This window comes from Neolewinella antarctica, assembly GCF_011927835.1.
GTDB classification, from domain to species: Bacteria; Bacteroidota; Bacteroidia; order Chitinophagales; family Saprospiraceae; genus Neolewinella; species Neolewinella antarctica.
In genome coordinates, this window is sequence record NZ_JAATJH010000006.1 from 61,324 (window position 1) to 73,927 (window position 12,604).

The 12,604-nt window shown below is 55.0% G+C and carries 6 protein-coding genes and 1 pseudogene; 3 read left to right on the forward strand and 4 right to left on the reverse strand.

Features of this window, described 5'->3' with window-relative positions; all coding sequences use genetic code 11:
* Nucleotides 1–85 precede the first annotated feature (85 nt).
* Both GGR27_RS15985 and GGR27_RS15990 read left to right on the forward strand, forming a co-directional pair.
* Nucleotides 86–1,177: a Fic family protein gene (locus tag GGR27_RS15985; protein WP_168039152.1), complete on the forward strand. Its 1,092-nt coding sequence runs from the start codon at nucleotides 86–88 to the stop codon at nucleotides 1,175–1,177.
* Nucleotides 1,178–1,396: 219 nt separating this feature from the next.
* Nucleotides 1,397–2,167, forward strand: a pseudogene (locus tag GGR27_RS15990) (type I restriction-modification system subunit M); the annotation flags it as partial.
* 124 nt (nucleotides 2,168–2,291) lie between these two features.
* On the opposite strand, the gene GGR27_RS15995 reads toward GGR27_RS15990, so the two are convergent.
* The 4 genes from GGR27_RS15995 to GGR27_RS16010 form a co-directional block, all read right to left on the reverse strand.
* Nucleotides 2,292–4,493: a polysaccharide lyase 8 family protein gene (locus GGR27_RS15995; RefSeq protein ID WP_320060362.1), complete on the reverse strand. Its 2,202-nt coding sequence runs from the start codon at nucleotides 4,491–4,493 to the stop codon at nucleotides 2,292–2,294.
* A gap of 645 nt (nucleotides 4,494–5,138) precedes the next feature.
* Nucleotides 5,139–6,509, reverse strand: coding sequence for an ADP-ribosylglycohydrolase family protein (locus GGR27_RS16000; RefSeq protein WP_168039158.1), 1,371 nt, complete (start codon nucleotides 6,507–6,509; stop codon nucleotides 5,139–5,141).
* 699 nt (nucleotides 6,510–7,208) lie between these two features.
* Nucleotides 7,209–8,207, reverse strand: a complete 999-nt coding sequence (locus GGR27_RS16005; RefSeq protein ID WP_168039160.1) for a helix-turn-helix domain-containing protein — start codon at nucleotides 8,205–8,207, stop codon at nucleotides 7,209–7,211.
* 530 nt (nucleotides 8,208–8,737) lie between these two features.
* Nucleotides 8,738–10,786: a M43 family zinc metalloprotease gene (locus tag GGR27_RS16010; protein WP_245184705.1), complete on the reverse strand. Its 2,049-nt coding sequence runs from the start codon at nucleotides 10,784–10,786 to the stop codon at nucleotides 8,738–8,740.
* Nucleotides 10,787–11,308: 522 nt separating this feature from the next.
* Here GGR27_RS16010 and GGR27_RS16015 point away from each other — a divergent pair.
* Complete coding sequence (locus tag GGR27_RS16015) at nucleotides 11,309–11,932, forward strand: VOC family protein (protein WP_168039162.1); 624 nt, start codon at nucleotides 11,309–11,311, stop codon at nucleotides 11,930–11,932.
* The last annotated feature ends 672 nt before the right edge of the window (nucleotides 11,933–12,604 follow it).

The window sequence follows — 12,604 nt, forward strand, 5'->3', positions numbered from 1 at the left end:
GCAGATGCATCACAAACAGCTTTGTGATGCATAATATCGTACTTTGTGACTCACAACCACCTCTTGTGATTCATCCTTACACCACATGCGACCATTCGTACCAACATCTCTACCCTTCAAGAATCTTGACTACAACAAGTTTGCCGACCTCACCGGTGAAGCTAACCGAAAGGTTGCCCGCTACGACGGTTTGTTACAATCGATAGTGAATCCAGAAGTGCTACTAGCGCCGCTACGAACGAAGGAAGCAGTGCTTTCCTCAAAAATTGAGGGTACCCAGGCTACGTTGGAGGAAGTCCTTGATTTTGATGCAAAATTAGCCGGCGTACCCAGAAAAGCCGCTGACATTGATGAGGTGATCAACTATCGGCATGCGCTGCTGATGGGAAAGCACCAAATGGATCGGTTGCCACTTTCTTTAAACCTTATTCGGCGCATTCATGGCGTGCTGATGCAGGGTGTCCGTGGTCAGAACGCAGCCAGAGGCGAGTTCCGTCGGATACAAAATTGGATTGGCCCTCCCGGAAGTACCCAGGAAACGGCTACCCACGTACCACCCGCGGCCCCGGAGATGCTGAAAGCCCTGTACAACTGGGAGGAATACCTACACCACCAGGACATTGACGTGATGGTACAATTAGCAATCGTTCACGCTCAATTCGAGATCATTCACCCATTTGTGGATGGTAATGGACGAATTGGCAGGATCCTAATCCCTCTATTTCTGTACCACAAGGAAATCATTCATGACCCGGTATTTTACATGAGTGACTATCTGGAGTCAAATCGTAGTGACTACTACGTTGCGTTGAAGCGAATAACGCAGGAGGGCGATTGGACCAACTGGGTTAGGTTCTTTCTGGCGGGAATTATCGAGCAGGCCGATAAAACAACGGGCCAGACCAGAAACATCATTGATCTGTACGGAAAAATGAAGGATAAGGTAGTTGCTGAAACGCGCAGCCAGTTTGCCCTACCCTGCCTTGATTTCCTATTCACCTCACCAATATTTACCAGTAAATCTTTCGCCGAGGGCTCCGGAGTGCCGACAACCAGCGTTAACAGAATGATCAAAACACTATTAATCAGTCATATTATCGAATGTACTATTCCGGCGGCCGGTCGTGCCCCAGCCAAATATGAATTTCGGCCGTTGCTGAAAATTGTTAACCGATGACTTCACAAACAGTCTGATATTGAAGAATACTAAGTCTCAATCTTCATAAATTGCCGTTTTATGAAGATTGCGGCTTTGTCACCTTTACTCGCATTCCCTTTCTGCCACCAAACTGACCTTGCACCCGCGTCCGCGCCCACAAAAGTCTGTTATTGTTTTAGTCTCTTAACGGACAGCACTAACAGACTAAAATACCAACAGACCAAAAGACTACCACCCATGTCCACCGCCTCCCTAATCTCCAAAGTCTGGTCCTTCGCCACCGTCCTGCGCGACGACGGCGTCAGCTACGGCGACTACCTCGAACAGATCACCTACCTGTTGTTTCTCAAAATGGCCGACGAGCAGACGAAGCCGCCTTACGACAAAGAGATACACTTCCCACGCCTGAAGGACATCGAGGGCAACGAGATCGAAGACGGCCTGGTCTGCGACTGGGATACGCTCAGTAACCTACGCGGTGCGGAGCTCGAAGCTTTTTACGGGCAGATGCTGCGTACGCTAGCTACGGAGCGGGGGATGCTCGGCCAAATTTTTACGAAGAGTCAGAACAAGATCCAGGACCCGGCCAAACTCGCCCGCGTCATCCAGATGATCGACGAGCAGGAATGGAGCCTACTGAACGCCGACGTGAAGGGCGATATCTACGAGGGGCTGCTGGAAAAGAACGCCGAGGATACCAAATCGGGCGCCGGTCAGTACTTCACGCCCCGACCGCTCATCCGCGCCATGGTCGCCTGCCTGCAACCGGAGCCACTGAAAACGATCATCGACCCCGCCTGCGGCACGGGGGGCTTTTTCCTTGCGGCCTACGACGACATCGTCGAACGCCACGACCTGGACCGGGAGGAGCTTCGGTTTCTCAAGAACGGAACCTTTCACGGTAACGAGATTGTGGCCAACACCCGCCGCCTCTGCCTGATGAATATGTACCTGCACAATATCGGCGAGATCGACGGCGAACCGAGCATCAACCCCAACGACGCGTTGTAAGGGGCGATGGGGTAGCACCACGGAAATTTTAGTGCCGCCTGTATTGAGGGAGACTTCACACGCCTTCGCCCGCCTCATAGTGGGAAAACACTTTTAGTTCAAAAGTCGCACTACGCTGGATTCAATTGTTTGAGCTACCCCCCGCCAAACGCACCGAAGTACTTCGCCCTGCATCCCCGCCCTGCGGTAACGCCACCGTGACGGACGTACCAGCCTCCCGTCGAACCTCTTCACCATCCGTGTAGTCCTCCCGCAATGAAATCGTGAGCTCCGTTAACTTTTGCGAAGGATCACTCACGGTAAGCTCAACGCCCGTGCCTACCTTTTTAAAGAGCACGATGCAGGGCCGGTCCACCGCAATACCCCCCAAAACATCCGCGGACCCAGGCTCGTAAAAAACGACGCCCCCCCGGCTTCCGTCTTTCGACACCACCACCTGCCGGCTCTTCTCATTCGTAATTAAATACGCCGGGTCGGCCGTCAGCGCCACCAGCCGTTCCTCGGTAGCATTCGGGACGAGCACGTATTCGTACGTGGCGTCCGTGGGTTGGGTACCGTGGTCGAACCAGATCGACAGGGTTGTCTCGGTAAGGATGACGGGGCGGTAGCGCAGAGTGGTGTTGTGCCAGGAACCCTCCAAAAAACGGCGTAGTACGTAAACGCCCTCACTTTTGGGGAATAGGTAGCCGGTATCGTCGTGAAGTAGCCAGTCCGGATTCAGTCGTTCTTTTACTTTCAGGTCGTCACGCACTTCACCATTCTTACCGTACGAGATGGGCCCCTTCATAAACACCTGATCGACGGCCGTCGTCAACGGAAAATCCCGCGCGGTGGTGATGCCGCTGCCCAGGCAAATAATCTGATCGTCGAACATGAACCACGATTTTAGGGCTTGTACGCCGTCCCGGTCGTAGCTCAACGTAGCGATCCCATTCCGCCCATCCGTCACGCCGCCCACGAAGGTGCTGTTGGTCTCGAAATCCCACGATTTGGTCACGGGTAGTGGCTCGTCGTCCTGCACGACGGTGGTGCCCGGTAGCTTTTTCCAGTCCCAGAAAGGCGCCACGTTGGTGTAGGCTTCCGTATCGGTGTAAAGGAGCGAAACGCCGTCCCCCAGGTAATAACCCCGGATGTTTTCTTCGTTGACGGACTCCGTCCCCACCACCCGCTCCGAACTCATTTTTAATGAGAAATAAAAGTCTTTGCGCCGGTGGACTTGAAAATCAGATTTCCAGAAATGCTTGTTGCCTTCTAGCGTTTCGGAATCGATCGCGTCCGCGTACGCCGGCGCGTAATCCTCATCCAGTAGCGCCATTTGCTCCAGGCACCGTTTCAGTTGCTGGTATTTTTTCCCCTGCTCGTCCAGCCAGATTTGGCGACCGCTCGCGCTGATGTCCATCTGTTGCTTGTAGATGACCCACTGCTGCCCCTCCAACAGATAATTTCGCAGCATTACTTTCTTATCCTCGGAAAAGCGGAAGTCCGTGCCGTCGACCAGGGTGTACCACTTGATCATGTCTTCGAGGTACGACATGCCGTAGAGGCCCAGTTGGATTTGCGCGCCGTGCTCGTGGTACGACCAGTCGCTTTTCAAACCCACTCCGTCCGCAATTCTTAGCTCGCCCTGAATGGCCGCGCTGGCCATTGCGACGGAATCGATGTCTCTGGTCAGTAGCGAGCGCATCAGCACGTTTCCGGAGAGCCACACTTTATTCTGGCCGGACATCTTTATTTTGGCGCGCCTCAGTAAGACCAGCGCCTGGTCCAGCTGCTTTTGCGATAGTTCCTTTTCCATTAAAAAAAGGGTGGGGGCCAGTAGTTCCGGGACGCCGATGTGCTGGTCCCACCAATTCGTGCTCAAGAAGTCATTCTTTAACCAGTAATTCAGTGACGAATGTATCTTTTCCGACACGGACGCCTTGCCGTACCAGGGCGACTCCGGTTGCCGGTAAGCAATCGCCAGGGACTGGACGTGCGCCAAGTGTTTCTTTACCGGCCACTGGCCGCGGATCCGGTCGGTGTAGTCGATTGTTGGCCAGGAACCCTCATCAGTCATCTCCGTAAGCAGAGTAGCTACCGTGGTGGAGTCTGTTTGCATATCCAAATGGTAGTTCAGTATGTTTTGGTGTAATTGCGCTAATTCCGCCGGATAAACTACGCCTTGCGTGTCTACCTCCTCCCGTACCGACGCTGGATTTGGGGCGACGGTAGATTTACAGGAGGAGATGAGCAGAAGTATAAAACACAGTGCAATTGAATGCAGATTAATCTGCATAGTACTGTGTCGTTGAATCAGCTTTAAACCTATTGTCATTATTTGCATGATTTTCCGGCCCGTAGTGGGTGGGGTGTTACGTAAAATAGAAGGGTAGGGCCCGCTCGTAGAACCAGTAGGTGAACGGTGTCGCTATTGTGAAGATACCAAAATCATGGATTCTACTTGTAACTTGACTTACGCGAAATATCGATGGTGCTGACTTTAGATAAGCCTCGAAAATCTATGACGTGCAATCAACTTCAGGAAGTAGCCTTTGAACGAATATTGCTTTAAAACTTATTGAGATTCTAAGTACTTGTCAATCGTCCCTTGAGCCTGGCCAATGTTTTGGTGCTTGGAAGGAGTGAAGAAATCTGTACTGTCTGAGCCACCACTAGTCAAATGCTACAACCACTTAATGATGTTACCGACAGAGTTGTATGGAAAACAAAGCGAGTGGGCGAGTTTAGCTGCGCTGATCGTCGTGCCTCCTCTGAGTTACAGATTTTAGCCTTTCAAGCACCAAAACATTGATTAGCCAGGCTCACAGGACAAGAATTTTGCTCCTTTTCTTCCGACCACGAAGTCGCAGCGAAGCTAAAAGGAGGGCAAAACGGGCAGAAACAAAAGCAGTGCAATGACGTGTGTATACCGTAACCCGGACGGACATCCAGCGCAGTGTGAAACGCTACAACGTCAATATAAAACCAGTTAGAAATCTAAGGTGAACGCACGCACAGCAGGAATCCGCCAACTATCCCGTTCCAAATCAACCACCCCACCAGCCTCCGCCTGCACCAACCGATCCACAATCCATACCCCCTTCAGGGCCATCCGGTCAAACGTATCAATCCCATCCCCCCCAAACCCCCGCCGCGTCCGGTGGATATAAAATTTATCGGAGAACTTCCGGTCAAACAGCCGCTCGATTTCAGCTTTGCCGATCATAAAACCAATTAACCCGCCCCAGGTAGCCGTGGGATTATCCGAATCCCAACCAGCCAGCGCGCCGATTTTAATCGTTTCAACAAAGTCGCCCTCCCCGTAAAATAAACTGATTAAACTCGCGCCGAAGTTAATCCCGGCCGCGAAGCAGCCATTACAGTATCTGTTTTGGGAGGTAATGGTGTACCCGTCCCGTTCCTCTACTTGGTAGCGCTGGTAGAGGGAATCCCGCGTCTGCTCCCACGGCAAATCCTGGCGGTATTTCTCCAGCACGAAATCGTACATTTTCTTGGCATAGGAAGTATCGGGTAAATTCCGCGATGCCGCGTCCGCCATCCACAGCATCCGGTCTTGCATGGGTAATTCCTTATCCACTACGGAAGCCAGGCTGAACATCGTCACGTAGAATTCTGAAATCCATTCGCTGTCGTAGCGGGCCGTTGTCTGGATGGGCAGCTTAGCTATTTTGCGCGCTAACGCCGGCATCCCCGGCGCGTACAAACCGAAGATCTCCGTCGTCAACTGCGCGTCGATCATCTCGTATTCTGGGTTATTCGCCGGGTCGCCGGTCGCCGGCGGTACGAGCCCTTCCCCCATCAGGTCGAACGCCTTCTGGTTGGAAACCCACAGGTAGTTTTCTTCCTCCTTGCGAATGTGCTTTAGCCACCCGTCCCGGATCTGCTCGCCCGTCAGTAGCGAGGTCTTGTTGGCCAGTAATAGTTCCTGGTAGATGTATTCGATGTCCGTGTCGTCGTCGGAGCCCCACGTGCTGTCGGGTGGGGAGAAAACGAAGTCGATCGTTTCCGACAGGTCGCTCGGCACGCCCTCCCCCCAGATGCTCGGCTCGTCGATCTTACCCCAGTCGTCCCGCGTGTAAAAATCGCCCGTCTGCAGGTCGCCGATGTTGCCGATTTTGTCCATTTCCGTGACGAGGCCCGTCCAGTTAGCAATGCACGTCCCCAGCCAGAAACCCTGGAGTTGCTCGTAGTAAGCCTTCCGGTCGATGACTAGGTCCGTGCGCTGCTTGGCACCCGTCGTGTAGGTTAGATCAGGATTCCGTGGGGTCGTAATTTCTTCCGTCCCGCACGAGGTTAGCAGCCCGGTCAGGAGGAGCGCAGTCATGGTAAGTTTCATCATCGGTCGGTAGACTTTGTTTTATGGATACACCTGGCATCCCGACAAAGTACGGGACTAACTGTTGGCCAGCCGGCGTCCGCGCCGCCGCCCTTTGCCGACAGTTCAACAAGTTATGGATTTTGGCGCTGATTCGTAAGCCCGCGGGGTGTGCCCGACGACAATGTACCTTCAGTGACCGGCTAAGTTGGGGAGTTGGCGCGGACGCCGGTGCCGGGGATGTACGGCGGGCGAGGGAGGTGGGTAGCCACACTACTCTTAAGGTGCGCTTACTGGTTGTCCGGGCGAGAGGATGTGAATCATTATGGAAAAAGGTAAAAAATACCACAAAGCTTAAAACCAGGCCGGAAATTTCTCAACCAAACCAAAAATGGACTTCACAAAAGTAAAGTCCAAGTGCAGAAAGCGGGTTTCACATAAGTAGAACCCCAAAACGTGGCAGCGTAGAGGCCATCGATTGTTTACGGGTACGGCGAAACATGCCGGGCGTAAATCCCGTGGTATCAACCGCGTCGGACCCTGCTTGCAGAGCAAAGCTAGTCGTCGGCCCGGCACCGGACTGACAAATTTGGGTAAATAATTAGCGCAAAAGGGTCAGGGGGGGGGCTTGCTTCCCGTCTCCACGCGCACGTCCACGTGGGGTCAAACCACGTTTGGCTACCTTAGGAACGCACGCCTACCGCCGGGTTTCGGGCCGCCGCTTCAGTGCAAAATCGTGTTAGGTGAAACCCCGTACCGTTCCTTGAACACCTTGGAAAAATAGCTCCGGCTGGAGAGCCCCACCAAGTCACAAACTTCCGATACGTTCCGCTCTGTCGATTGGAGCAGGTGCTTGGCGTGGCCCATCCGCAAGTTCGATACGTAGCGCCCGACCGAGTCTCCGTAGAGGTGCCGCACCCCTAGTTGTAACTTCTTGGAGCTCAGCCGGTAGTGGCGGCTCAGCTTGGCGATCGTGAGATCGTCGTCCAAATTATCGAGCACGTAAGCACCCAGCGAGGTGATCTTGGAAAGTTCGGCCGTGGTGAGGACGGACGGCACGGTACGTCCCGCTTGGTCCTGATCGTAGGCCCTGATTTGGCACGCCAGCATGTTGAGCACGGCCCCCTCCGTCAGCAGCCCGCCCACCAGGTCGACGCTGTCGTTCTCACACACGATCGCGGCGTACTGCTCCGCCTCGGTGTCGATGCTTCCCAGGTGGCGGTAAGGGCGCTCCTCCGGGGCGTGGCTGAAGATGGTCCCGACTTTTTTGTGGATGCGTTTGGCGTTCCGCACGTCCAGTTCCCCCAACTGCTCCAGGTCCACGATGACGACGGCGATCTTGAGTTTTTCGTTCGCCGGGAAAACAATTTGCACGGAGCTTTCCGGACCGCTGGCAAAGATCATGTGCTGGTTCGGCAAAACCCGCGCGAACGTCTTCTGCTCGCCGAAGCGGTGCAAAAAATGGCCCGCTACGTTGTAAGAAAAATAATAGGGGCTGCCCTCCATCAGGGCCAAATCCACCGCGAAGTCCTCGAAAAAAGTCACGTTGTACACCCAAACCGTCAGCCCGTCAAAAATCCGGTACGAGCTGATGAAGCCCCGCGCCCGCTCGTTGTCCATGGTGATCGTCGCCGCGTCGTTGCCCTCGTCCAACTCCGCACCGAAGTGCAGCGCCATTTCTCGGACGTGCTCGGAACGCGGGTCTTCTCGTAGTTTCAACATGGCAAGTGGCTTAGTTAGTGGGGGGTAACCTTGTAATGTACCACTTATAAAAGGGGGAGAAGAATCGAAAACTTTCGCGAGTGTTCCGTACCGCTCGCCGGGTCGTACCACCTGCAAGCTAAGTTTGGCGCGCGAATTTCCGGTCCGCAACTTACCCCTTGGTAAGCGACCGTTGCCGTGCTGGAAAAACCGATGCGCCCTTCAGCGACAAAGTTTGCGCGGACGCCGGTGCCGGGTGAATACGGAATGCCGGCGTATAAATAGACGGTCCTTTTCCGGTACGACCGGCCGTCATTTCGCAGACGCGCGGTTACGGGCAGCCCATCGACGTTTTCGCCGCTGTTTCCGCTAACGGTGCCGACTTCCACTCTATTCACACGTCATTCAGCGCGCCATCCCGAAGGGCTGGGTTAGTCAAAAGTATTTACGGTGCGTCCCCCACTACCCCCGCGGGCGCATAAAAAACCCCCGAAGCGGCTAAAGCCATCCCGGGGGTCGGTATCTAAGAGCGTGCAGCACTAAGCCAAAGCTTACCGCAGTACCACTTTGCTGACTTCCCGCACGCCATCACCGCCTTCCAGGATCAACAGGTACATACCCTGTGGTAAGTGCCCGGCTTCAATCCGGTTGCTACCAACTTGTAAGTCGGTACTGAGCAAGGCCTTGCCGGCAACGTTGGTCAGCTGCGCGCGGAAGCCTTCTTCGCTAATCCGGATGGTGAAAATCTCTTTGGCGGGGTTGGGGAATACGTCGTATTCCAATTCCGTGGCCGCCTCATCAGACTCTGCATCCACGACCGCGCCCCCTGCATCCTTGTTGAGCTCCCGGAAACTACCGTTCGAACAGCCGCTCAGCACGAGGTTATCCAAATGCACGTAATCGGAATTGGCCGAAGCATCGCAGCGGAACCGCACGCGGACATTATTGCCGAAATCGCCCGTGAGCGTGACGGACTCGTTGTACACCGTGTTGTTCACAAAATCCGTACCGCTCGCCCAGGTGGCGACCGTCTGGAAGCCGGAGCCATTGTCGACCTGGAGCCAGAAATCTTCGCCGGGCTCCATGGAGAACGGGAGGTAGCTGAAGTCGACCGTCAATTCTTCGAAACCGGTGAGGTCGAGGGCGTCGGAGGTGAGGACGGACGTGTTCGTGTTGTCGCGCAAGTAAACGCTGATGCCACCCTGGACGGGGCGGGTTCTGCTGCGGACGCAATCGGAGCCGCCATCGTTCCAGTTGCCGTAGTTAGCTTCGAAGTTGTCCTCCGTAATGGTGAAATCCTGGCAAGCGCCGCCGCCGGTGTCGCCGCCGCCGATGCAGAAAGTCTTAACGTCGGAGGAGGCAAAACTACCGCCGGATTCGCTGACGCCACCGCCGCTCAGGTTAAAGGAGCCGTTGCCGTACTGGCAGCAGATGCCGTCGCCGAAGCTGTCGTTGATCGTGAATTCGTAGCAGCCGTCGGGGAGGCAAAAGGTTTCCGTGCTGGTGCTGTTGTTGGCCAGCGTGCCGCTGGTGGCGACCGTTCCGTTGGGTCCGCTAAGCGTCCAGCTGGTTTCGGAAGCGTACTGGTCGGTCGTCAGCGTGAGGGTGACGTCGGTGTCGTTACAGACCGTGGGGCCACCGCCGCCGCCGCCATTTGGTGTACCGCAACCGATGGAGTTGAGTAGGGAAGCACGCGCGCCGGTGAGGGCGGCCTGCATCCGGGCTTTCTGGCCGGTGGTGAACAGGTTCATGCAGGCGTCGTCGGAGTAGTCCATGTAATTCTGGACCATGTCGACGGAGTTACACTTGACTACGCCGGTGGCGCAACCGTAGTTGGGGCCGTCGCTACCGGGGGTGTCGCTGACGAAATCATCGCGGTTGCAGCCGCCGTCGCCCCAGATGTGGCGCAGGTTGAGGTAGTGGCCGACTTCGTGAGTCGCCGTGCGGCCGAGGTTAAAGGGCGCCTGGGCGGTGCCGATCGTGCCGAAGTAGCGGTAGTCCATGACGACGCCGTCCGTAGCGGCGGGGCCGCCGGGAAATTGGGCGAAGCCGAGGGTGCCTTCGCCAATGTTACAGGTCCACATGTTCATGTAGTCCGCCGCGGGCCAGGCGTCGGAGCCGCCGGTGGAGGTGAATTTCATGTTGTCGTTACCCCGGCCAAATTGTGTGCGGGTGGTAGACTGGCGGAGGACGCCGCCCGTCGCGTTTCCGTTGGGGTCGACGGTGGCGAGGCAGAACTCGATCTCGGAGTCGGCGGCCTGGTTCCAGGTGCCGTCGCGGTCGGTATTCAAGCGGCGAAAATCGTCGTTGAGCACGTCGATTTGGCTCTGGATCTGAGCCAGGGAAATGTTCTCGGCGTTCGTCCGGGCAACTACGTGGACGACGACGGGGATGGTACGCAGCACTTTTTCTCCCTCGGTGAACTCAAATTTTTTGGTGAAGTTTTCCAGCGCTTCCAGGCGGGCGGCGCGCCCGGGGTCGGCCTGGATTTGTTGTTCGAGGAGGTCCATCGAGCCACAAGTGCGTTGGGCCTGGGCGGTGAACGAAAGGCCGGTAAGGGCGAGGAGTAGAAAAAGAAATCGGGTATAAATAGATTGCATAAAGCAGGTTTACGCTTCCGCGTTCGTCTCGGTCAATTGCTGGAGTATTTCGGCCGCGTGCGCGTCGTAGGACCAGGTGCAGCTGGTGGACGCGGTGGGGGGGAAATAAAAGGCGGTTGGTTAGTTAGGACGGCCCGAGAATGGGCGACTCGGAAAGCAGTGAGAGGTATGATTCGTCGCCAAGTTAGTTAAAATATTGATGAGCTGGCGGTAATGGTGCTATTAATTGGGGTTTGTGACCTTTAGGGAATTAAAGTTTTGTGGATGGATTGTACGGGGTATTCTATTATTGCTCCGGCTTTCCGTGGGGTTCCGGAAGGGGCGGGAGCAGTTAAGGGGATGAAGCGGCTGGTATTAATAATTTTAATTATTTGTAGCGTGGTATGATTCCTGGGGCACGATGCTGGTGGCAGTTGGTTGTGCTGGGGGGGGGCGTAGAGAGTAAAGAATTAAGACGAAAGAGTAAAGAGGGTAGAAACTCCCCGTACTTCTTGCCGTTCAAATGTCCAGACGTCAACAAACATGATCGATCACCTAGTCTACCTCACCCACGACCTCGGCCGTGCCGCCGCCCACATCGAAGCTGCGCTCGGCGTAAAATTTTCCCCGGGCGGTCGCCACCTTACCCGCGGGACGATGAATAAGTTACTTCGCATCGGCCCCAAGACCTACCTCGAACTCTTGGCCGTTGACCCGGATACCGAAGCGCCGGCCGGTGGTCGTTGGATGGGGATGGACCTTCTCCCCAAAATATCTTCCGGCCGCCTCGCTCGCTGGGCCTGGGCCGTGACGGACGGTCGCTACCCAATGGCCGCTACCGGCGTACCGCTCGACGCCGGTCCTTTCGAAGCCGGTAGCCGCGCGCTCCCCGACGGCACCACTTTGGAATGGCAACTAACCGATCCGGGAACTGCGCCGCTCGTGCGGGCCCGGCCTTTTCTCATCGATTGGCTCGGTCATCCTACGCCGGCGGAGCGGTTGCCGGAGGTGGGGTGTAGATTGGTGAAGTTGTTGGTTGGTGGGCCGGGGGTTGATGGTTTGCGGGGTTTGAGGGCCGGTGGAGGGACGGTTACGTATGCTAACCGGCCCGCGGCCATTTTAGAAGCCACGCTCACTGGACCGGGTGGTCGGATCGTACTGATTTAAGGTTACTAGGGTCGCGTTATCATGTTTGTGTATGTAGGCTACCACACTACTGGACATTTTCAAATCGGACGCTTGGAGGACTCGAAACCCTTCGCTACGCTTTAGTTTCGAGACGCTCCAAGGTTCCAAAAACCTATTTGAGGACCTTGGAGCGTCCTCTGCCGTGAAGCCGAAGGCGTAATTATTGAGGTCCTCCAAGCGTCTGGGGAAAGTGTCCAGTAGTATGGTAGGCTACTAACAGTTCCACTATATTTTAACCAAACCTATCTCGCACTTCTTTTCTGAGGAAAAGAAGCAAAACTCTTGTCCTGTGAGCCTGGCTTATCAGTGTTTTGGTACTTGAAAGGCTAAAATCTGTCAACTCGCCCTTCCGCTTTGTTTTTCATATAACATTTGGCGGCAACATCACTAAGTGATTACCCGTACTCAATTGGTGGTGGCTCAAACAGTACAGATTTCTTTACGCCTTCCAAGCACCAAAACACTGGCCAGGCTCAAGGGACGACATTACTCGTGCCTTAATTTTAGTAGATTCCATATTGCAAGACACCCTCTAGACGGGATTTGAAATTCATAGACACCTTCCTAAAGATTGAGGACACTCTTGCCCGAACGTAGCGACAGCAGCATCCTAACGCAGCAACTATAAAATCCGGATAGTTGTGCTGTTAA

What these genes read in the sequence shown, in the direction of transcription:
- GGR27_RS16010 (WP_245184705.1), bottom strand. Translation starts at nt 10,786, where the DNA reads ATGCAATCTATTTATACCCGATTTCTTTTTCTACTCCTCGCCCTTACC.
- GGR27_RS16005 (WP_168039160.1), bottom strand. Translation starts at nt 8,207, where the DNA reads ATGTTGAAACTACGAGAAGACCCGCGTTCCGAGCACGTCCGAGAAATG.
- GGR27_RS15995 (WP_320060362.1), bottom strand. Translation starts at nt 4,493, where the DNA reads ATGCAAATAATGACAATAGGTTTAAAGCTGATTCAACGACACAGTACT.
- GGR27_RS15985 (WP_168039152.1), top strand. Translation starts at nt 86, where the DNA reads ATGCGACCATTCGTACCAACATCTCTACCCTTCAAGAATCTTGACTAC.
- GGR27_RS16000 (WP_168039158.1), bottom strand. Translation starts at nt 6,509, where the DNA reads ATGATGAAACTTACCATGACTGCGCTCCTCCTGACCGGGCTGCTAACC.
- GGR27_RS16015 (WP_168039162.1), top strand. Translation starts at nt 11,309, where the DNA reads ATGATCGATCACCTAGTCTACCTCACCCACGACCTCGGCCGTGCCGCC.